At 33.5% G+C, this 20,421-nt stretch carries 24 protein-coding genes; 19 read left to right on the forward strand and 5 right to left on the reverse strand.

The annotated features are described in order from the left end of the window. The first annotated feature begins 3 nt into the window (after positions 1 to 3). Entirely contained in the window at positions 4 to 924 is a 921-nt protein-coding gene (locus EV142_RS11375) for a helix-turn-helix domain-containing protein (protein WP_132035722.1), read from the forward strand. A gap of 117 nt (positions 925 to 1,041) precedes the next feature. Here the strand turns inward: EV142_RS11375 and EV142_RS11380 are convergent, their stop codons facing one another. The 3 genes from EV142_RS11380 to EV142_RS11390 all read right to left on the reverse strand — a co-directional run bounded on the left by EV142_RS11380 (position 1,042) and on the right by EV142_RS11390 (position 5,116). Next, positions 1,042 to 1,842, reverse strand: coding sequence for an ABC transporter substrate-binding protein (locus EV142_RS11380; RefSeq protein WP_132035725.1), 801 nt, complete (start codon positions 1,840 to 1,842; stop codon positions 1,042 to 1,044). Between the two features lie 157 nt (positions 1,843 to 1,999). Beyond that, complete coding sequence (gene pyrF, locus EV142_RS11385) at positions 2,000 to 2,818, reverse strand: orotidine-5'-phosphate decarboxylase (protein ID WP_132035728.1); 819 nt, start codon at positions 2,816 to 2,818, stop codon at positions 2,000 to 2,002. A 114-nt stretch (positions 2,819 to 2,932) separates the two neighbouring features. Then, a complete protein-coding gene (locus tag EV142_RS11390; protein WP_132035730.1) occupies positions 2,933 to 5,116 on the reverse strand; it encodes a DUF5723 family protein in 2,184 nt (727 codons plus the stop codon). 161 nt (positions 5,117 to 5,277) lie between these two features. On the opposite strand from EV142_RS11390, the gene EV142_RS11395 reads away from it, so the two are divergent. From EV142_RS11395 to EV142_RS11445, 11 genes are all read left to right on the forward strand, one after another. Next, a complete protein-coding gene (locus EV142_RS11395; RefSeq protein WP_132035733.1) occupies positions 5,278 to 5,751 on the forward strand; it encodes a Dps family protein in 474 nt (157 codons plus the stop codon). 104 nt (positions 5,752 to 5,855) lie between these two features. Continuing rightward, on the forward strand, positions 5,856 to 6,041 hold the full coding sequence (locus EV142_RS11400; RefSeq protein ID WP_132035736.1) for a CsbD family protein: 186 nt from the start codon (positions 5,856 to 5,858) through the stop codon (positions 6,039 to 6,041). A gap of 160 nt (positions 6,042 to 6,201) precedes the next feature. Continuing rightward, positions 6,202 to 6,753, forward strand: a complete 552-nt coding sequence (locus EV142_RS11405; protein WP_132035739.1) for a helix-turn-helix domain-containing protein — start codon at positions 6,202 to 6,204, stop codon at positions 6,751 to 6,753. Positions 6,754 to 6,775: 22 nt separating this feature from the next. Then, positions 6,776 to 7,225, forward strand: coding sequence for a response regulator (locus EV142_RS11410; protein ID WP_127336991.1), 450 nt, complete (start codon positions 6,776 to 6,778; stop codon positions 7,223 to 7,225). A gap of 9 nt (positions 7,226 to 7,234) precedes the next feature. Continuing rightward, entirely contained in the window at positions 7,235 to 9,019 is a 1,785-nt protein-coding gene (locus tag EV142_RS11415; protein WP_132035742.1) for a sensor histidine kinase, read from the forward strand. Positions 9,020 to 9,154: 135 nt separating this feature from the next. Beyond that, on the forward strand, positions 9,155 to 9,724 hold the full coding sequence (locus EV142_RS11420; RefSeq protein WP_132035745.1) for a DUF4142 domain-containing protein: 570 nt from the start codon (positions 9,155 to 9,157) through the stop codon (positions 9,722 to 9,724). Between the two features lie 43 nt (positions 9,725 to 9,767). Next, positions 9,768 to 10,418 carry a porin family protein gene (locus tag EV142_RS11425; protein ID WP_132035747.1) on the forward strand — a complete coding sequence of 217 codons (651 nt, stop codon included), beginning with the start codon at positions 9,768 to 9,770 and terminating at the stop codon, positions 10,416 to 10,418. A 39-nt stretch (positions 10,419 to 10,457) separates the two neighbouring features. Next, positions 10,458 to 10,610: a lmo0937 family membrane protein gene (locus EV142_RS11430; protein ID WP_132035750.1), complete on the forward strand. Its 153-nt coding sequence runs from the start codon at positions 10,458 to 10,460 to the stop codon at positions 10,608 to 10,610. Positions 10,611 to 10,657: 47 nt separating this feature from the next. Continuing rightward, positions 10,658 to 10,942, forward strand: a complete 285-nt coding sequence (locus EV142_RS11435) for a YtxH domain-containing protein (RefSeq protein WP_132035753.1) — start codon at positions 10,658 to 10,660, stop codon at positions 10,940 to 10,942. A 35-nt stretch (positions 10,943 to 10,977) separates the two neighbouring features. Continuing rightward, complete coding sequence (locus EV142_RS11440) at positions 10,978 to 11,358, forward strand: hypothetical protein (protein WP_132035756.1); 381 nt, start codon at positions 10,978 to 10,980, stop codon at positions 11,356 to 11,358. A gap of 22 nt (positions 11,359 to 11,380) precedes the next feature. Further along, positions 11,381 to 11,704 (forward strand): hypothetical protein, encoded by a 324-nt coding sequence (locus EV142_RS11445; RefSeq protein WP_238698704.1) that lies wholly within the window; start codon positions 11,381 to 11,383, stop codon positions 11,702 to 11,704. Positions 11,705 to 12,014: 310 nt separating this feature from the next. On the opposite strand, the gene EV142_RS11450 is transcribed toward EV142_RS11445, so the two are convergent. Then, a complete protein-coding gene (locus EV142_RS11450) occupies positions 12,015 to 13,169 on the reverse strand; it encodes a hypothetical protein (RefSeq protein ID WP_132035759.1) in 1,155 nt (384 codons plus the stop codon). Between the two features lie 258 nt (positions 13,170 to 13,427). Further along, the gene (gene prfA / locus EV142_RS11455) at positions 13,428 to 14,504 is read right to left on the reverse strand and encodes a peptide chain release factor 1 (RefSeq protein ID WP_132035762.1); all 1,077 of its coding nucleotides are present in this window, start codon (positions 14,502 to 14,504) and stop codon (positions 13,428 to 13,430) included. Between the two features lie 483 nt (positions 14,505 to 14,987). On the opposite strand from prfA, the gene EV142_RS11460 reads away from it, so the two are divergent. From EV142_RS11460 to EV142_RS11490, 7 genes are all read left to right on the forward strand, one after another. Beyond that, on the forward strand, positions 14,988 to 15,374 hold the full coding sequence (locus EV142_RS11460; protein WP_132035765.1) for a hypothetical protein: 387 nt from the start codon (positions 14,988 to 14,990) through the stop codon (positions 15,372 to 15,374). Between the two features lie 118 nt (positions 15,375 to 15,492). After that, positions 15,493 to 16,194 carry a hypothetical protein gene (locus EV142_RS11465; protein WP_132035768.1) on the forward strand — a complete coding sequence of 234 codons (702 nt, stop codon included), beginning with the start codon at positions 15,493 to 15,495 and terminating at the stop codon, positions 16,192 to 16,194. A gap of 131 nt (positions 16,195 to 16,325) precedes the next feature. Then, positions 16,326 to 17,348, forward strand: a complete 1,023-nt coding sequence (locus EV142_RS11470; protein WP_132035771.1) for a CBS domain-containing protein — start codon at positions 16,326 to 16,328, stop codon at positions 17,346 to 17,348. A gap of 140 nt (positions 17,349 to 17,488) precedes the next feature. Further along, positions 17,489 to 17,890, forward strand: coding sequence for a surface-adhesin E family protein (locus EV142_RS11475; RefSeq protein ID WP_132035774.1), 402 nt, complete (start codon positions 17,489 to 17,491; stop codon positions 17,888 to 17,890). 139 nt (positions 17,891 to 18,029) lie between these two features. Beyond that, positions 18,030 to 19,064, forward strand: coding sequence for a RelA/SpoT domain-containing protein (locus EV142_RS11480; protein ID WP_132035777.1), 1,035 nt, complete (start codon positions 18,030 to 18,032; stop codon positions 19,062 to 19,064). A gap of 124 nt (positions 19,065 to 19,188) precedes the next feature. Then, on the forward strand, positions 19,189 to 19,881 hold the full coding sequence (locus EV142_RS11485; RefSeq protein ID WP_132035780.1) for a hypothetical protein: 693 nt from the start codon (positions 19,189 to 19,191) through the stop codon (positions 19,879 to 19,881). Between the two features lie 115 nt (positions 19,882 to 19,996). Further along, the gene (locus tag EV142_RS11490; RefSeq protein WP_132035783.1) at positions 19,997 to 20,236 is read left to right on the forward strand and encodes a hypothetical protein; all 240 of its coding nucleotides are present in this window, start codon (positions 19,997 to 19,999) and stop codon (positions 20,234 to 20,236) included. The last annotated feature ends 185 nt before the right edge of the window (positions 20,237 to 20,421 follow it).

The following is a 20,421-nucleotide window of genomic DNA, read 5'->3' on the forward strand; positions in this document are numbered from 1 at the left end:
GCTATGAAAAAAGAGGCCATCACCCCCTATACGATTCACTCGATTTCAGAAATGCATTCGCTGCTAAAAATTCCAAAACCGGAACATCCTTTAGTAAGTTTTGTAGATCTGAGCAAGATCACCTGTCATTTTGATGATAATTTAAAAAGTGTGGTCTACTCTTTTTATACCGTCTGCATCAAAAAAGGTTTTACGGGAAAAATGAAATACGGACAAAATTTTTATGATTTTGATGAAGGAGTAATGACTTTTATGGCTCCGGGACAAGTAATTTCGACCGAAGTTACCACAGACAGTGCTGTCTATGGCGCTATGTTGGTCATTCATCCCGATTTCATTCAAAACTATGCTTTGGCGAAAAAGATAAAAGAGTACAGCTATTTTTCTTATGCCGTGAGTGAAGCACTCCATCTTTCTGAAAAGGAACAAACCATGATTACCGGAATTATGAAAAATATCGAGCAGGAATATCGTTCTTCTATCGATGCTTTTAGTCAGGATGTAATGGTTTCGCATATCGAATTGCTTCTTAATTACTGTAACCGATTTTACAACCGACAATTTATTACACGAAAAAATGCCAATAACTCGCTCTTAAGCAAACTGGAAAATCTGTTATCCGATTATTTTGAAACTGATAAAGTACAAAGATTAGGTTTACCCACCGTAGCGTATCTTTCTGATGAATTGAATGTATCCCCCAATTATTTAAGCGATATGTTACGTTCTTTAACAGGCCAGAGCACACAGCACCATATTCACGATAAAATTATAGCGAAAGCAAAAGAGCTGCTGACCACCACTTCCTTAAGTGTCAGTGAAACGGCTTTTCAATTGGGTTTTGAATATCCGCAGTCGTTTAATAAATTATTCAAAAGCAAAACCAATCTTTCGCCTTTAGAATTCAGAAGTTCGTTTAATTAGATTTAACCGCAAAGTACGCAATCCCGATAGCTATCGGGATACGCAAGGTTCGCAAAGTTTTATACAAAAAGCTTTGCGAACTTTGTGGTTAAATCACCACAATCAAAAAATTGGAATTTAATCCCTTAATCTTTCGTGTAGCAATTTAAAATACGGGAAAGCTTTTAGCAACCGGCTTCCGTGCCAGGAGAACATTTCGCCGTCTACGAAGATTGTTTTGGCGTGATGTGTAAAACGCCCTATTTCAAAAGCATCTTCTTCTTTAAAAGGATACGGTTCTGACGAAAGAAAAACCAAATCGGGATCGCCTTCCAGACGCATCTTTTTGAGTTCTACTTCAGGATAGCGTCCTTTGTCTTCGTAGATGTTCTGAAAATGATTCAGTTGTAATAACATATTGATATATGTATCTTTTCCGGCCACCATATAAGGATTTTTCCAGATAAAATAAGCGGCTTTTTTAACCGGAATATCGGCTATGTATTTTTTGAAATCGCTTAAGGCGAAAGCCAGTTTGTTGTTCCACTTTTGCGCTTCGGTTCTGCAATTGAAGATTTGTCCAAAATCTGAAATCATCTGAAAATTATCTTCCAGACTTACGATATTGGTCACCCAAACCGGACAGATGGTACTGAGCTGCGCTACGATCTCAGCTGTATTTTCTTCTTTATTACAGATGATAATATCGGGTTGCAACAGCTTTATTTTTTCAAAGTGAATTTTCTTGGTTCCGCCAACCATTTTCTTCGTTGATTTTAAATGATAAGGATGCACACAGAACTTGGTTATGCCAATGATTTTTTCCTCTAAACCTAAATCATATAATAATTCGGTTTGGGAAGGAACCAAAGAAATAATACGTTTTGGTGCCGTTTCAAAGGAATGCAAAGTACCAAGCTGATCTGCGAATTGTTTCATTTAATTTTTTTGTTTCAGGTTTTCTTTGTTTCAGGTTATTTAACCGCGAAGTTCGCAAGGTTTTAAGCTAGGAACGCAAAGCTTTGCTTTGCGTTCCTAGCGGTAAATTATGTTCAAAGTAAAGCAATCTGAAACTTAAAACCTGAAACAAAAAAAACTATTTAGCACCAATAATCGATGCCATTTCCTGTTGTACTTTCAACGCTTCTTCTCTCGCTTTCGCTGCAAAATCAGTTCCATTGGAAGCGTAGATAATGGCTCTGGCGGAATTGACCAAAAGACCGATTTTATCATTCATTCCGTATTTGCAAACTTCCGATAAACTTCCGCCCTGAGCGCCGATTCCCGGAACCAGCAGGAAGCTGTCCGGAACAATTTTCCTGATGTCTGCAAAGTATTCTGCTTTGGTTGCCCCTACCACATACATTAGATTTTGGCTGTTTTTCCATGTTTTAGAAGTTTCCAAAACCTGTTTGTACAGTTCTTTTCCGTTGGTTGTTAAAGTCTGGAAATCGAAAGCACCTTCATTAGAAGTCAGCGCCAGCATAATCGTATGTTTATTCTCGAAAGCCAGAAAAGGTTCTACAGAATCTTTTCCCATATAAGGTGCAACGGTTACACTGTCAAAATTTAAATCTTCAAAAAAAGCTTTGGCATACATGCTTGAAGTGTTTCCGATATCGCCGCGTTTGGCATCGGCAATGGTAAAAATATCAGGATACTTTTCGTTGATATAATTAATGGTTTTCTGAAGCGAAAGCCATCCTTTAATCCCATACGCTTCAAAAAAAGCAGTATTGGGTTTGTATCCCACCGTTAAATCGTGTGTCGCATCGATTATGGCTTTATTGAATTCGAAAATAGGATCTTCGGTTTCTAATAAATGAGGTGGAATCTTCGTTAAATCAGGATCCAGTCCAACGCATAAAAATGATTTTTTCAGAAGAATTTGTTCGTGTAGTTGTTGTGTTGTCATTCTTGATTTTTTAGTCCTTCAGATTGGTAAGAAGCAGTTCTTTTTTAGAAGTATGCAAAAATAAAAAAAGCCACTCAATTAAGAATGGCTTTTTGGTATTATATTCAGTAAGGTTTACAAATTCCCTAAATAAACAATTTCAGTTCTTCTGTTTTCAGCTCTTCCTGAAGCGGTTTTGTTTGACTTAACCGGTTTTGTAGCTCCAAATCCCTGAGAAGTTAAATTAGCAGGATCTACTCCTTTACTAATCAGAAGATCCATAATTACTTTTGCTCTGGCTTCCGATAATTTCTGATTGGCTTTTGCATTCCCTACATTGTCAGTATGACCGTTGATCGCAAATTTAGCATTTGGATAATTTTTCAAGATTTCTTTAATAGCGTCTAATCTTCCTGATGTTTCTCCTTTTCTGGCATCATTAAGAGTCGCTTTTCCTGTTGTAAAAAAGATCGATTTTGCCTCTACACGCAATTGCTCTAAAGTAGCTTTAGAAACTTTCGGACAACCTTTGTTTTCTATCGGACCTGCCAATAAAGGACAATCATCTTCCTTATCGTTGATACCATCTTTATCCGCATCTAAAATCGGACAACCTTTGTTTTCTGCCAGACCCGGAACATCGATACAAGCATCATCTCTATCCAAAACTCCGTCTTTATCGGTATCCGGCCACGGGCAGCCTTTGTTTTCTACCGGACCGGCAACTGCAGGACAGGCATCAACGTTGTCTAATAAAGTATCTCCGTCAGTATCTTTCCACGGACAGCCTTTATTTTCTACCGGACCTTTTGTATCAGGACAGGCATCGTCTTTATCAAAAACTTTATCGCCATCCGTATCCGGCCAAGGACAACCGTTATTTTCTGCAGGTCCGGCTACTTTTTTACAAGCATCTTCCTTATCGATAACGCCGTCTCCGTCTGTATCTTTAAATTTCTTTTCATATACCGGAATCTTAACTCCTAAATGAAAATCAGCTCCTTTAGATTCCTTAGAAACTAAATTACTCACGATAGAACCCGAACCAATAAAGAACGCTCCTACTCTGATTCCGGAACCAACCTGCATTCCGCTATATTCCATCCAGGTCACTGGCAGATAATAACTAAACCATCTGCTCTCGTAACGTGGCGTCAGGCTTACTCTGTCTGCAATACCGTAAGCGTTTACTTTGTTGGCAGACACCATATTAATATCTCCATTCAGATTCAAATAGAATTTTTTGTACATATTCCAGTCCACATCTGCATGAAGCGCTGTTGGCAAATTGGTCTTCGCTCCTTTTGAAGTTGAGGTTTTTGTATAATGCTCGTTTAAAAAGTCGTATAAATTATCGGCATCATCAATCATCTGTTGCGTTACAATACCCGTTACATTATAGGTATCCTGTTTGGAATTTCTATAATCTATAGATCCAATGTCTGTAACAGATAATCCGAAACGAACTTTATATTTATTTAAGTCCCTAAAATTATTATCGGCTGGTTTGGCATTACTTAAATCATATTGCTCATAATCAGGTCTCCATTCGTACACAAGTCCGAAATCAAAACCGAAACCTCTTGAACCGGAATCAAAGTCATAATCCTCGTTGGCTTCAAAATCCTGGCTTGCCCCAATGGTAATTTCGCCGCTCGATGCCAGAACACCCGCCTGCGGATTAGCCGTGTTTTCAACGTACGTTACTTTAACATCTTTACCCTGAACATATCCGTTTACTCCGCCTTGTAAATACTTAGCGGTTAAACCACCTTTCAGAAAATGCTGATTCTTCTGGTATAAAACGGCAGCATAAGAAATGCCAACTTCGCCCCATGTATTTGAAGCTCCGTTTATATTCCCGGCATTGTAGTTAAAATTGCTGGATTGATCCAATCCGTCTTTCACCTGATCGATAAGATATCCGTTTACATTTCTGACATTGCTTACAGATCTCGCTCTTGTAAATACGGCCAGCGTATGTTTTGGAGCAATATTAAACATAAAAGAAGGCCCCATAACATCAAAATTAGCCTGGCCATTATTCGCATAAGAAGGAGTTCTTTTTGCCTGGCTGTCAAAATCGTAACCGTCTTTATAAACATCAAAAAGACGAACACCGTACAAATCATTTTGTACCGATCCGCTTACTGAAAATATATTAATATCCGTTTTAAAACGGGAATCGGCTATAGAAGCCGGATTAAATAGAACACTTTGTACACCTGCGTAATTGTCCTGAAAATAACCCAGGTAGGATTGGGCTTTTACGGTAATGGAGGCGGTAAAAAGTAATAAAATAAGTAATTGTTTTTTCATTCAAATTTTGGGTTTTAGTTTGATTCGGCGGCAAAACTACAATAAATGATTCATTAAGAGGTTACCAAAACATTGAATTCATGTAACATCTTCCACAAATTATGTAAGAAATAAAATGGAACGCTATTCTATTTTTGGAACGAACCGGAAATCAAACAATTATGAGCCCAAACATTGGAATTACAACAAAAAACTTAAAGAAAAGTGCCACCATATTAGCCACGATTTTATCTAACGAAATGACATTATACGTAAAAACCAGAAAATTTCACTGGAACATTTCCGGAAACAGCTTTATGGAACTGCACAAATTGTTTGAAGACCAATACAGGCTTTTAGAAAACAACATCGATGAAGTAGCAGAGCGCATCAGTCAGCTGGGTGAAAAAACAATCGGTACAATGAAGGAATTTATTGAAAATTCAACCCTGAAAGAATCCCCTAAAGAATATGCATCGCAAAAACATATGCTGCAGGAATTGCTGGAAAACCACGAACAAATGGTAACGGAATTCAGAGATTATATTCCCGCTTTTGAAAATGACAATCACGATATAGGTTCTGCCGATTTTATTACCGGTTTATTGCAGCAACACGAAAAAATGGCCTGGGTCCTGCGTCGTTATCAGGCTTAAAAGACCAAATGTGAATTATAAAACATTCTCAGAAATTGATATAAAAGCTATTCGATGATTAATTTGCAATTTTACAATACTATTAATCATTAAAACAAAATATCATGAATACTACAGAAATAAAAGGAAACTGGAACGAGTTAAAAGGGAAATTGAAACAAAAATACGCCGATCTTACAGATGATGATCTAATGTATGCTGAAGGAAAAGAAGATGAAATGTACGGAAAACTGCAGCAAAAATTAGGCAAAACCAAAGAGGAGTTTAAACAAATGTTATCAGAATTGTAAACCTTTTTTGACCCCAGAGAAAATACCGTCTAAATTATAACCTTAGACGGTATTTTTTTGGTTAAGTCAAATAATGACTTCGTAAAATATAAATATATTTAAACCTATAAGCCGTAAAAACCAAAAAAAAAATGATTATCTTTAACCCTATTTTAATCCTATGAAATTATTTATAAAGTTCGATATCAACACGATTTGTTCTCTTTTTCTGAAAGAAAAACTGGAAGAAGAAAACTTAAATTTTAGCACCTTAGGCTTTGGCGAAATTGAATTGGATGAGAACCTTGATATTGAAGGACTTGACAATTTAAAAAGCAAACTGGCACCTTTTGGTTTTGAAGTTGTTGAAAATCAAAAAAGTGTTTTGGTCCAGAAAATTAAGGATGCCATCATTGAACTTGTTTATATGGATGATAATAATAACTTTAAGAGTTCTGTTTTTTTAGCAGAGAAACTAAATCATAGTTACGGTTATCTATCGAATGTATTTTCGGAAGTAACCTATTCCTCTATTGAGAATTTTATCATTTTACAAAAAATAGAAAGAGCCAAACAATTGATGTTAGTCAATGAAATGAGCCTGACCGAAATTGCTTTTTTACTAAACTACTCGAGTGTGGCCCATTTGAGTACACAATTTAAAAACACGACCGGAATAACGCCATCGGCTTTTCAGAGGATTATTAAAAAGAGAAGAGAAAATTTAAAATAAAACCCAAATACCCGAAAAATCAATGCAAAAAAACGCATTACACATTTTACTCGCTGATGACGATGAGGATGACAGACTTTTTTTTAAAGATGCCTTTGAAGAAGTAAGAGTTCAAACCAAAGTAACTTTTGTCCATGACGGTCTTCAGCTCATGGAACACCTGATGACACCGGATATTAAATTACCGGATATTTTATTTCTGGATTTGAACATGCCGAAAAAAACAGGTAAAGAATGTTTGATCGAAATCAAAAAAACCGAGCATCTTAAAAATATAATTATTGCTATCTATTCTACTTCCTCTTCAGAAGAAGATATAGAAGACACCTTTATTGAAGGTGCCAATATTTATATCAAGAAACCAAGTGATTTTAATACCCTGAAAAAAATTATTAATGAAGTCGTTACCTTAAATTGGCACTATCACACCTCCGGTCTGAACCGAGATAACTTTTTGTTGCGCCTAAAATAATAACATTCCATGAAGTTGTTCCCCAAGTTTAATTCTTCAAACTCATTGAGAGTTATTTTTGTGATCGCAGTTTTCATTCTGTTATTTCTTTCTTCGCTTGGATACAAGCACAATCAGGATCTGAATGCATCCAGTAAGGTGGCCATGCATACCTATGAGATAAATATTCAGTTAGAAAGATTAATGTCAGCTATAAAAGATGCCGAAACGGGACAGCGCGGTTATATCATAACACGTAACAGTCGTTTTTTATCTCCGTACATTTATTCGCGCGATAAGGTCAACACTTCATTTATTACTTTAAAAAAACTTACAGCCGATAATCCGGTACAACAGGAAAACCTTCGAAGATTATTCAAATTAATCATTCAGCGTTTTACTTCGTTTGAAAACTGCTTCAAATACAGCGATCCCAAAACATATGATAAGCGAAAACTCGACAATCATATGTTTGGTGGCCGTATCCTGATGGAGAACATTCGTTTTCAGGTCGATAAAATGAATGATATCGAAAAAAAATACCTGGACAGAAGACTGAAAATTTATGACCAGGAGATTTCCCTGAGTCCCGTTTTCTCTATTTCCTTATTTCTTGCCGCCCTGCTTTTTATTCTCTTAGCCTACCGACAAATCAGTAAAGACATCCAGCGCCTTAAAGTTTTCAATAAAAAACTGCTGATCTCTTCCCGATTAATGTCTGAATCCGAATCGATTGGTAAATTCAGCACCTGGCAATGGGATTTAGATACCCAGAAAATTGACTATTCCGACAATCAGTACCGTTTGCTGGGCGTTCGGCCAAATGCTTTTGTTCCCGTTCAGGAAACTTTTCTGGATTTTGTACATCCTGATGACAAAGAAGCAATTGCTGCTTCTATGGAAGAGATTGTCACTAAAAAACATTTACCTTTTATCTATTATAAGGTATTACGTGCCGATCGTGAAATCAGATATTTTAAATCAACCGGAAAATTACTAACGGACAAGCAAGGCAGTAAAATTTTACTTGGAATCAATTTTGACATTACGGATGAACATTTATTGAATATAGAACTTCAGGAGCGTAATGATGAATTGGAAAAAAGCAATAAAGAACTGGCTTCTTTCAATCACGTAGCAAGTCATGATTTACAGGAACCGCTTCGAAAAATCCAGACTTTCATTTCCCGAATTCCTGAGGCAGAAAAAGCAGGAATGTCGGACAGCGCCAAAGATTATCTTTATAAAATTGAAGTGTCGGCCAAAAGAATGCGTGTTTTAATTGACGATCTGCTTTTATTCTCCAGAACAAACACCACCAAAAAAGAATTCATTAAGTCCAATCTGAATGAACTGGCCGAAAACGCCAAATCGGAACTACTGGAAATTATTGACGAGAAAAGAGCGGTGATTACCGTTTCTAAATTACCTAAACTGTCTGTCATTCCCTATCAGATCGAACAGCTTTTTATAAACCTGATCGGAAATTCCCTGAAATACAGCCGTCCGGATACTATTCCTGAAATTCATATTGAAAGCGAAAAAATCAATTCTTCCGATTATCCCGGTTTACTGGATCAGAATACCAGAAAATTTCATAAGATCACTTTTAAGGACAACGGAATGGGGTTTGATCCACAATTTAAAGAAACCATTTTTGTACTCTTTCAACGTCTGCATTCCAAAACAGATTATCCCGGAACAGGAATTGGTTTAGCCATCTGTAAAAAAATAACAGACAACCACAAGGGCTACATTACAGCAGACAGCACACCCGATAAAGGCTCAGAATTTACCGTTTTCCTCCCTGAGTAAATCCTACAAAAAAACACACCTTAAAACGTTATATAAATCCATTATGGGAATTATATAACGTTTCTTTTTTATGCTGTAAAGTAAAATATTCATTTCGTTAGCATCTTTGCAATGTAATACTTTATGAAGTAATTGATGGAAGCAAAACCCATAGTAAAAACAAAAATATTGAGAGTTCTTTTTTTATTGATCATTATAATATGCAGTACATCATGCAAAGAAAATAATCCGATAGAAACCAGCTTAAAAAACGAAGTTTTTATAAAAAGTGACAAAGAACAAAGTGAAGCTTATTTTTTAATTGCGACGGCAAATATTAGTAAGTCCATTATTGCGAAAAGTCAGATTGCCCAACAGGAAAGTTCAGAAAGTAAGATCGGGGAAATTGGTAAGAGATTACAAAATCAGCAAAATCTTTTGTTACAGGATGTAACGAGAATGGCCAATAACAGGCTCGTGGTTGTTGCAGGTATAAATACCGATAATAGAGGGGATTTATATGAACAAATTGAAAAAAATGACAACAATTTAAATAAAGCTTATGTCGATGCTGTCGCAACATCATTAGCAGAACAAATTAAGTTATTCGAATCGATTTCCAGAGACACAAATGATAGGATGATTTTAAAATTGGTATTACAGTATTTGCCTGAGAGTTACCAGCTGCTTAGAGAAGTAGCACAAATTAGAGAACAAATTAATTAAAAGCCCGTAATGCCCATTTATTAACTAAAATTATTTAAAAATTATGAAAATTCAATCAAAATTATTATTCGCCGTAACACTTTTTATGACAGCTGCATTTGGAGCGCTACATGCACAAAGTGAAAATGTAACCACAGAATTTGGTGTAAAAGGTGGTTTCAATATGTCAAACCTATACGATGACAGCAACGATCCTGACGACAACAATGTATTATATGGTTTTAATGCCGGTGTATATGCTACATTACCAATATCTGATTTTATTGCCATTCAGCCAGAGCTTTTATTTACTACAAAAGGTGCTGAGTTAAAATACAACAATGCTTTCGCGGAAGGAAATGCAAAATTCAAATTAAATTATATAGAACTTCCTTTATTAGTGCGTGTAAATGTGACTAAAAACTTTAATATTCAGGCCGGTGGTTATGCATCATACCTGGTAAGTTCTAAAGTTACAGGAAGCGGAGATTTTGACTTCGAGGAAGATATTGATACTGACGACTTAAACAAATTTGACGCTGGTATAGCTGCAGGTGTTGGTGTTGATTTCAGCCCAATTAGTATAGGAGTACGTTATAACTACGGTTTAACAAAAGTTGGTAAAGAAAGAAATGATGGTTTGGGAGGTACTTATACTTTTCCGGATGCAAAAAACAGCAATTTAACGGTATACTTATCGTATAAATTAAACTAAGAAACAAATTAATCATTAACCATAAATAAAAATAACACCATGTCAAATTTATTATACACAATAGCAGTAATCCTGGTTATTCTTTGGGCCCTTGGGTTCTTCGTTTACAGCCTTGGAAGCGTTATCCACATTTTATTAGTCATTGCAGTCATTGCAATTCTGTTCAGACTTATCAAAGGTCGTGACATTTAAAAAAACATTTAATAAATAAATTATATTAATCCATTAAATCAAATATTATGAAAACTAGTAGCACACTTTTAGGAATTTTAGGAGCCGCAGCGGCGGGAGCATTTTTAGGAGTTTTATTTGCGCCGGACAAAGGTTCAAATACAAGAAAAAAAATCTCAGATAAATCTAAAGATTACGGAGATAATCTAAAAACAAAAGTTGACGGAATTATCAGCACAATTACTTCAAACGGTAAAGATATTATCGACGAAGGAAAAGCAAAATTCAATGCTGCAAAAGAAGACTTCAATTCTATTAAAGAGGAAGCAAAAACTGTAAAAACGAACTATTAAAAAGTGAGATTTTTAAATCCTAAAACACCTTTATCATGGAAACAAATGCAACAACAAATGAGAACCTGAATCTTTATGAAAAAGCAGAAGATTATGCAAAAACGAGTTTAGAGTTAATTAAACTCAAAACCATATCGGCTGCCGCTGACGCATTGTCGACAGTAACATCTAGAATAGCGGTTGGAGCTGTTGTTGCATTTTTTACCTTGTTTCTGAATATCGGACTTAGTTTATGGATTGGAAAAGAACTGGGTGAGTATTATTACGGTTTTTTTATAATAGCATTGTTTTATCTGATTGTCGCCATTATAATTCATAAAGCGCAACACAGTCTTATAAAAACGCCAATTGGGAATATGATTATTTCCAGCATTTTAAAAGAAACTAAAAAAGAAATCAATCCTGATTTAAATTAATTGATAATTAAAAAAGACTGTTATGGAAACTGTTTACAATATTGATACATTAAATCAGAGGATTCAGCTATTGGAAAATCGACAGACCGAAGAATGGTGCTCGATAAAGGATGAGATTGAAGATATAAAACAAAATCTGAAACCTCTTAACCTTATCCGAAACACTGTTGAAGAAATCAACGAAACCGTTGGTTTTAAAAGTCATCTGGCGCAATCTGCAATGAGTATCGGAATTGGATACCTGGCCAAAAGATTTGTAGTCGGAAAAAGCGACAATATGTTCAAAGGTATTCTGGGATCTGTTTTACAACTTGTTGTAACCAATTTAGTTTCTCAACCACAATGACGATTCGAAAGAAGAATCATCACAACACGAATCATAACAAAGAGTATTGTCTAAACTTAAATTTATGTATTATGGAAAAGTTAAGCGAAATAGTATTAAAGAACGGTGTGTACATGTACTCTAACCTATATAAATGTTTTGAATTTACAAGAGTATTTTTAGGTATCTAACTCGCTTTATACGTTTTATAAACAAACGGTTAAACAGTTAATATCCTTCACTATAAATCTAATTCTAAATTAGAGCATTAAAAAAAAAAGCAAAGTAAACTAAATGTCTACTTTGCTTTTTTGTTTTTTATGTCAGTTCGTTATTCTTCTTTATAAGTTCGAACCTTAATATCCGGATCACCATTTTCATTTGCATACGATGTTTTAACAAGCAATCCTTGCGAAGAATATTCATAAGCAATTTCGGGGAAATTAGTTACAACGCCGTCTATATCGGTGATAGTTGTTTTAGTGATATTTAAATATAAAAACGGATCTAAAATTTCGTCTTGTGCAATTAAATAAGGCTTGCGCTCACTATCATAGATCGATATTTCAGAATCTTTATAGGTTTCTTCCGGATCTGTATAAATGGTATTTAATTTGTTTTTTTCATACGAATAATGGCGTATCATATAATACATGGTTCCTGTACTATTTCCATAATACGCTACAGAAAGTTTTCCATTTGAATTATATTCAAACGTATCAATTTCCGTTACTTTTCCGGCAGCATTTGAAACGGTAGATTTAGTAATTAAATTATTCGTGTATTCATATACCGTTTTACTCTTTAGAACTCCGTTACCATCATTCTGAATCTTACTCACTAATTTACCTTCATTGTAAGTATAATCAGTAACAGTCGTTAAGGGTTGTAATGTTTTTAAATTAATAGAATGACGAACCGATTGAATTAACGTAGTGTCGGCATAACTGTAATCTATTGTATAATTATAATTGCTATTTTGCGCCGTATAGGTTTCTTTTGTCACTAACTGTGTAAGGTTCTTTTTTGCAGAATCGGTTACGTCAAATTGATAATAACCGCCTGAAAAAGTTATAATAGCTTTCGCCGGGCTTGTGCTGGTTTTATTTACAATAGTACAAGTAAAATCAGTATTAATTTTAAAACTGTACGTTACCGAAATTTCATTTTCTACAATTCCGGTTACCTTATACTCTACTGTCGTATTATCAAAAATATTTGAAAATGAAATGGTTTGAGTTCTTGGATAAAAAATAACAGAAATTGGTTTGCTAATCTCAGTAGTTGGATTTACCTCGCTTGATTTTGAAGCTACCGAGCCCGAAATTTTACTCAATTTTGTACCATAAAAAGCTTTAAACTTAGTCTGAGTAGGTTTTACATCAGCATATGTAATTTCAGAAGAATTACCTTCTTCCGTATCACTTGAACAAGAGGTCAGCCCTACAATCATTACCAGCAAAAGCATCCATTTTTTAAACTTCATAAATATATTTTTAATTCACCCCGTTTATCATGTCAGGCTGTAGCATGTTTTTAACGTAAAATCAATTATTTTCTCATTAAAACGGCGAAATTACATTATTTACAGTAGCAATTTTAAAATGTTTGCAGAAAAAACCGCATTAAATTATAAGGAATTGATTTAAAAGAAATTAGTCCAAAAAAAAGCCGAACTTTTAGTTCGGCTTTTTTATTATGTTTAGTCTAAGAAGTTTAACTTCTAAGATAGCAGAAAGTCTAATTAAAAAACTTCTGACGCTTCCTTCAGTTTCTCCATATTGTTTACCAACTGTAATTCGGAAACAATTTTGTGGATATCACCGTTCATGATGTTTCCAAGATCGTAAAGTGTTAAACCCACTCTGTGATCGGTTACACGACCCTGAGCGTAGTTGTAGGTACGAATCTTAGCCGAACGGTCACCGGAGCTTACCTGAGAGGTACGTTTGGTAGCATCTTCGGCTTCTTTCTTGGCTAATTCCTGTTCGTATAGACGCGAACGTAAAACGTTCAGTGCTTTATCCTTGTTTTTATGCTGTGATTTCTGATCCTGACATTGCGCCACCAATCCTGTTGGAATGTGCGTTAAACGTACCGCAGATTTCGTTGTATTTACCGATTGTCCTCCAGGTCCTGACGAACAGAAGAAATCTACACGAACATCGTTCATATCGATTTGTACATCAAACTCTTCCGCTTCCGGTAAAACCATTACCGTAGCTGCCGAGGTATGTACACGACCCTGAGTCTCGGTCTGAGGCACACGTTGTACACGGTGTACTCCTGCTTCAAACTTCAAAGTTCCGTATACATCTTCACCCGAAACTTCAAAGATTACCTCTTTGAAACCTCCGGAAGTTCCTTCGTTCATATCTACTACCGAAGTTCTCCAACCCTGGTTTTCGCAATATTTGGTATACATTCTAAAAAGATCCCCTGCAAAAATACTGGCTTCATCTCCACCCGTTCCGGCGCGGATCTCGACCATTACGTTTTTGGCATCTTCAGGATCTTTTGGGATCAGCATAAACTTAATTTCTTCCTCAAGTTCCGGCAATCTTTCTTTTGCTTCATCCAGCTGCATTTTGGCCATTTCGGTCATGTCTGCATCACTTCCATCTGCAATAATTTCGTTTGCCTCATCTATATTAGCCATCAAAAGCACGTATTCATCACGCTTTTCAGCCAATGCTTTCAGGTTTTTGTACTCTTGATTCAATTGTACATAACGTTTCTGATCCGAAATAACATCCGGCTGGATAATTAAGTCCGAAATCTCGTCGAAACGTTGTTTTACTATTTGAAGTCTATCTAACATTTTCTAATTCCTTTTATTGGAGTGCAAATTTACGAAATTTTTGTTTAAAATTCTATCATTAACCTTTTGAGTTTTTTAGGGGTGAAATTTAGTGGAATCAGGATGGTTTTTAGGAGCTGTTTCCTGCTCCCGAAGCCTCGGGACGTTATATCTTTTTAGGCAGAAGGTTTACGGTTTAATTTTAGCTGTTTTGGTTTGCCTAAAAAGGATGCCGCTGCTATCAGGGTTAGGGCTTTTTGGGTTTTATGGATTTCCGGGAAAGCATTCTATTCAAAAATGATTTATAAATAATTTATAATCCGTGCTCCACTAGTCTCAATCGTAATCTAATTGAAAGTCTGAAACACATTGAACCGAATTTCGACTAAAAAATAACCGATTATCGACTAATACTTTACTTACAAAATGTATATTTTTGAATTTCTAATTAGAAAACAGGCCTTAATTAATGGTAAAAAAATCATAACCAAAATAAATCTAAAGATGGAACTCAATAAAATAATAAAAATCTTAGAGGAGCATAATTACAAATACCAAGTAAAAAATCAGATTATTGTTGTGTCCCTTGAATTTTCTCAAAATGTTGTCATTGATTTATCAAATTCCTCAAAAATTGTAATCCCTGATGATCTTGTCAATTGGAATTTTCTAACGGGCTGTATCAAAATGAGTTTAAAAAACGCCATTTTGTATAATTTTGTTCTCCTTATCTTTTTTGGCTTTTTTTGCCAATATGCCGCTTTTATAGAGTATAATTTCACCAGTTTGCTTTTGACATTTATTGCCTGGGTGTTATTGTTTTCTATATTCTACTTAATTAAACTGGAAAGCTTTAAATTACAATTTAAAATATTGACAAAGGAAATGTAGTAACTAAACCTTCTTCGTTATAAAATAAAAATGCGCAAAAGTTTTTATGACTTTTTGCGCATTTTTTTATTGTCACTTCTATCAAGGATTAAGTTTTTTTTGGTTTTAATTGGTTTTTATGGATTTACGTAAAATTGTTAAAATGAAAGGTTTTAGTTTTGAAAATAAGTTCAATCAACTAATCTTAATCATGAAAAAAATCTTACTCATTTTAGCAATTTTAGTATTTATGGCCTGTGAAAAAAAATCAAATGTTCCTAAAGATATACAATGGGAAATTACAAAAGAAAATCCAAACGATAATCTAAGTAAAAATAATATCGAAGTGCATTTGAATAAAAAAGTTGATCAAAAAGTGCTTCAGGAAATTGCAATGGAAATCAGAGAAGATCGTACACAATATGACAGGCTTTGGATTTTCTATCATATACCAAATATGACAGAAGGAATGGCTTGGGCTACAACACACTTTACACCAAATTTAGAAATTAATATCATAGGATCAACAGAAAATCAAGATGTAAAAACCTCTAAAACAACAGATATAGAAGGTGAGGTTTTGAATAAATGGCGTAGTGAAAAAAGTTTAATGGGTGCAACATTAATACTTTTTAAAAACTCATTTCAGAAAAAAATAATGATAATTAAATTTAAAGACGGCAGTAAAATGGAGAGTGAAATCGTCGAATCTAATGTAAATGGAAAAGTAAAATATCAAGATGATAACGAAAACGGAGAATATTATATTCTAGAATCAAACGGTAATTTAGGTTTATATGTTAAAAATGGAAAATTTGATGAAGCTATAAAAATTGAATAAAAATCAGGTGTTTTTACTTGGTGGTTAGTTTAAATTAAAGACGATGTTTGTTTTGTATTAAGTTATCTAAAATCGATTATTTCCTAGCAGGCGCGAACATGCCCTCATAAATTAAAGAGTATTAAAAAAAATTGAACCCAAAAAATATGCCTAGACAAGAGTTTATAGATTTAGTTAACAAAGTTAAAAAAGAAGGAAAGCCAGAAAGATTGACAATAAGGACTTTATTATGGGCATTTGGACATTATGAAAAACGTACAAGTGGAAATGTTTGGCGTATCAATGAATATCTAAAAAAAGAAAAGCTTATAATCGTTCCGAATTATCAAGGAGGTTGGGTCGATCAACATGTGGAGTTAAAAGAAATGGATAAAGCACGAATAAAAAGTGGTAATGAATCCGAAGAAGAAAAATTTGATCCGATTAATCGACTTTCTGTTTTAAAAGCTGCAGCGCAAACTCCTCTGTCAATCTCAAGAGATGCAGATTTAGAAAAAGCTTATCACCTAATGTGGAAGAATGATTTCTCTCAGCTTCCAGTTATGAATAATGATCGAGAAATTTTAGGAATAATAAGTTGGCAATCCATCGCAAAGGGCTTGATTGCTAAGAAGAATTCAAATTGTGTTAAAGATTTTATGACAAACGATTATAAAATTCTTTCCGAAGATACCCCGCTTTTTGAAGCTATTAAAGAAGTGATTAAAATAGAAATGGTTTTTGTTAAAACTCGAGAAAATAAAATTAAAGGACCAGTAACTCCATTCGATTTAAATGAAGAGTTTCTAGAACAAATTGAGCCCTTTATTTTACTCGAACAAATTGAAAATTTTATTCGTCTAATATTACATGACAAAATTGTTTTACAAGATATTATTAAGCTTCTTAATATTTCCGATGTATCAAAAAAAATAGAATCAATTAGTGATTTAACATTTGGTGAATATATTTTAATAATAGAGAATAGCGAAAACTGGAATTTACTTGGTTTACCTTTTGTAAGATCCGATTTCACAAATGAATTACATGAAATTAGAAAAATTAGAAATGGTGTAATGCATTTTCATCCAGACAAAATTTCAGATGTTGATTTAAATCATCTCCGAAGTATGTCTAAATTTTTAATGGACTATATTAGAAATTTTAATTTGTAACAAGATAATTGAAAGCTATTATAATCAAACTTTTTTCTTTAGATCTGAATATCGTCCTAATTATGCGAGCTTGCCACTTGAGAACATGAGAATAGTTTCATATTAAAATAAAACCTCTTATAATTTCTAAAATCAAGAATATGAAAATAATATTATTTACTATTTTACTTTTTATAGTTTCCAGCAAATCATTCTCTCAAAATGATGAATTTCAATATGTAACTTCTACAAAAGATGGAACTGAAATATATCTTTATTTTGAAAAAGATAATGATGGCATAAAAGAATTTTGGTTAAAAATGATTAATCCAATTAAAACAGTTAAGAATAAAAAAGGTAAAGTAATTAAAACTGGTGGTGATTCCAGCGTACAATTTTATAAATTAAATTGTTCTGAGAAAAGATATTCAACTTCAGATGGAGTTATTTATGATCGTGAAGGAAAAGTAAGTCAAAAAATTTATACAAACGCATATGATGATAAAATTATACCAGGAACAGTTCTGAGTGCAGTTCATAGATATGTTTGCGAAACTGAATAATCCGCTATCCGAATTGTTCCTTCTTAAAAATCAAGATTGCTGTGCGAAGTTTCCCAATTTCTTGGATAGCACGAGTTTCTCGCTCATACAATAAAAATCATAGTGTAGAAGTGATTACGTTTTAAAAATCCTGCAAAAAATGAAATATAGTAGAAAACAAATTACAAAAGCCGGAGAAAAATTACTTACTTCAAAATCCGACATAGAGATTGAAGAAGCATTAAATTTAATAAATAATTGGAGAGCTAATCATTTACATCCCTTGGTTGTATTAAAAAATAATTTACTACGATTATTAACCAAAAATAATATTCAGCCAAATTTAGTTTCTCAAAGATTAAAGCGTTTAACTTCAATCGAATATAAATTAGATTTAAATCCTACTATGGGTCTAGGAGGAATGCAAGACATCGGTGGTTATCGAGCAGTTTTAAAAGATGTTAGAGATTTGAAAAAACTTAGAGATGCTCTTAGTGATCAAAGAACAAATCATAAACTTGAAAGAATCGTTGATTATGTTAAAAATCCCAAGGATACTGGATATAGAAGTATTCATTTTGTTTATAAATATTCTTCAGTTAGAGATGTTTTTGATGGTTTAAAAATAGAATTACAAATTAGAACTAAATTGCAGCATAATTGGGCAACTGCGGTAGAAACAGCAGGAATAATAACCAGAACATCTCTTAAATCTAATCAAGGCCCAGATGAATGGCTAGATTTTTTTAAGGTTGTTAGTTCATTATTTGCAATAAAAGAAAAACTACCTGTCATGGAAGAACACAAAGACTTAACGATGGAAGAATTGATGGTTAAGTGTTATAATTATTGTCAAGAATTAAATATTTTAAAGAAATTAAAAGCTATAAGAGTTTCAACTAACAAAATTGAGAGTGATAATTTTCCTGGAGACTATTATCTATTAAATATTAATATTACCGAAATGTTTGTCAATATTCAAATATTCAATAAAAATCAATTTGAGGACGCTACTAAGCAATATTTAAATCTTGAAAAATCAATTAATGAAAATGAAAATGCTGTAGTTTTAGTTTCTGCGACGTCAATAAAAACCTTGAAAAAAGCATATCCAAGTTATTTTCTTGATACATCTGAATTTATTCAAGCAATTGAAAAAATGAATTCCAATTGTATTGAATGGAAATATATATAACAAACACTATCTAACCTTCGTGCACGCAATCAAAATCAATATCGAAAACTATTTCACACAAAATACACAATCGAGATAATCGCATTATTCAGTGAAATCATTAAAAAACTTTAAATAACAAATTATGTTTACAGTAACAATAAATTCAGAAAACAGAAAAAGCAGCTATGAACAATTCGAAAGTGATTTTTTTAAAATATGTGATGAACATCGGGAAAACAATAGAGCCTTAGTTTTTTCCTTTATATTGTATGATTTTGAAAATGAACACATTGCAAAAATATTAGAAGACCCGCATTATTGGCTTAGTTTAAATTCGATATCAGGTACCTATTTGACAGTTTTTAGTCTGCATTATAAAGCTGAAGATATGAAATCAAAGTTGATGGAAATGATAAAACAAAGAATGAATCAAGGCACAAAAAAGGAATTCAATATGATTGCAACAGATCAAAATCCATCTCAAGAAACAAATCATTTTATTCAAAAATATTTTGGCAAAGATTTTAAAATAAAATATCCCTCAGTTTTATTTTTTCAAGTAAAAGATGATGCTATTTCAGACAGCCGATTAATTCAATTAGATCAGGAAGGAATTGAAGCATCATTTTTAGAGTTAAAGCAATATATCAAAATTGCAGCGGAAGCTTTATACGAAGTCAACCGAAAAAATAAATACAATGTAAATGAATTATTTAGTTTAGTCGATCAAAATGTTTCTGGTCTAAGACAAAAAATACAAATCAAAAAGGGAATTAAAACTGTAACATCAATAGCAGAGTTAGCTGCGACGGTTACAGGACTAAATCCATCATGATTTTTCCGAGTCTTAGCTTCAAACCCAACTAAAAAAAGTCAACAGACAAAGGTTTAATTCGACAGCTTAAGTGTGGCGCCGATGAATAAAATATGAATAATTAAATACAAAAAACATGGATTACAAAGAAGAACTAGCCAAGCAACTTGAAGAAATTTTCAAAAAACATGACGAAGTTATAATCAATGATAAACTTTCACAGATTTACAGAGAACTTGATGAATTTACTGAGAAAATCAAAGATTGTTTATCTAAAGATCTAGACTTGTCAGAAGAAGATAAAAAGAGAATTGAACAATTGAATAAAGAATATAATACAAATATTGACAAATTTAAAAAACTTAAAGGCTTCTAATTTGTTCTGATAGCTATTTCTTTCAGAGTGATCCCATTCGCAGGCGCGTGCATCCCGCTAGTGAACGTAAACAAATAACCTAAGAAGTCACACGCATCTTTGTGGGCAACTATTACAAATCCAGATTATTGGAGGAAGCCATTCAAAGTTCATTTCTAAAATTAAAAAATTCTATTTATTATCAA

Origin of the sequence: Flavobacterium circumlabens (assembly GCF_004345565.1) — a bacterium.
GTDB lineage: Bacteria > Bacteroidota > Bacteroidia > Flavobacteriales > Flavobacteriaceae > Flavobacterium > Flavobacterium circumlabens.

Coding starts and splice junctions, on each gene's coding strand:
- EV142_RS11425 (WP_132035747.1), top strand. CDS start 9,768: ATGAAAATTCAATCAAAATTATTATTCGCCGTAACACTTTTTATGACA.
- EV142_RS11485 (WP_132035780.1), top strand. CDS start 19,189: ATGTTTACAGTAACAATAAATTCAGAAAACAGAAAAAGCAGCTATGAA.
- EV142_RS11465 (WP_132035768.1), top strand. CDS start 15,493: ATGGATTTACGTAAAATTGTTAAAATGAAAGGTTTTAGTTTTGAAAAT.
- EV142_RS11450 (WP_132035759.1), bottom strand. CDS start 13,169: ATGAAGTTTAAAAAATGGATGCTTTTGCTGGTAATGATTGTAGGGCTG.
- prfA (WP_132035762.1), bottom strand. CDS start 14,504: ATGTTAGATAGACTTCAAATAGTAAAACAACGTTTCGACGAGATTTCG.
- EV142_RS11445 (WP_238698704.1), top strand. CDS start 11,381: ATGGAAACTGTTTACAATATTGATACATTAAATCAGAGGATTCAGCTA.
- EV142_RS11420 (WP_132035745.1), top strand. CDS start 9,155: ATGGAAGCAAAACCCATAGTAAAAACAAAAATATTGAGAGTTCTTTTT.
- EV142_RS11375 (WP_132035722.1), top strand. CDS start 4: ATGAAAAAAGAGGCCATCACCCCCTATACGATTCACTCGATTTCAGAA.
- EV142_RS11400 (WP_132035736.1), top strand. CDS start 5,856: ATGAATACTACAGAAATAAAAGGAAACTGGAACGAGTTAAAAGGGAAA.
- EV142_RS11460 (WP_132035765.1), top strand. CDS start 14,988: ATGGAACTCAATAAAATAATAAAAATCTTAGAGGAGCATAATTACAAA.
- EV142_RS11490 (WP_132035783.1), top strand. CDS start 19,997: ATGGATTACAAAGAAGAACTAGCCAAGCAACTTGAAGAAATTTTCAAA.
- EV142_RS11440 (WP_132035756.1), top strand. CDS start 10,978: ATGGAAACAAATGCAACAACAAATGAGAACCTGAATCTTTATGAAAAA.
- EV142_RS11405 (WP_132035739.1), top strand. CDS start 6,202: ATGAAATTATTTATAAAGTTCGATATCAACACGATTTGTTCTCTTTTT.
- EV142_RS11410 (WP_127336991.1), top strand. CDS start 6,776: ATGCAAAAAAACGCATTACACATTTTACTCGCTGATGACGATGAGGAT.
- EV142_RS11390 (WP_132035730.1), bottom strand. CDS start 5,116: ATGAAAAAACAATTACTTATTTTATTACTTTTTACCGCCTCCATTACC.
- EV142_RS11380 (WP_132035725.1), bottom strand. CDS start 1,842: ATGAAACAATTCGCAGATCAGCTTGGTACTTTGCATTCCTTTGAAACG.
- EV142_RS11395 (WP_132035733.1), top strand. CDS start 5,278: ATGAGCCCAAACATTGGAATTACAACAAAAAACTTAAAGAAAAGTGCC.
- EV142_RS11480 (WP_132035777.1), top strand. CDS start 18,030: ATGAAATATAGTAGAAAACAAATTACAAAAGCCGGAGAAAAATTACTT.
- EV142_RS11415 (WP_132035742.1), top strand. CDS start 7,235: ATGAAGTTGTTCCCCAAGTTTAATTCTTCAAACTCATTGAGAGTTATT.
- pyrF (WP_132035728.1), bottom strand. CDS start 2,818: ATGACAACACAACAACTACACGAACAAATTCTTCTGAAAAAATCATTT.
- EV142_RS11475 (WP_132035774.1), top strand. CDS start 17,489: ATGAAAATAATATTATTTACTATTTTACTTTTTATAGTTTCCAGCAAA.
- EV142_RS11435 (WP_132035753.1), top strand. CDS start 10,658: ATGAAAACTAGTAGCACACTTTTAGGAATTTTAGGAGCCGCAGCGGCG.
- EV142_RS11430 (WP_132035750.1), top strand. CDS start 10,458: ATGTCAAATTTATTATACACAATAGCAGTAATCCTGGTTATTCTTTGG.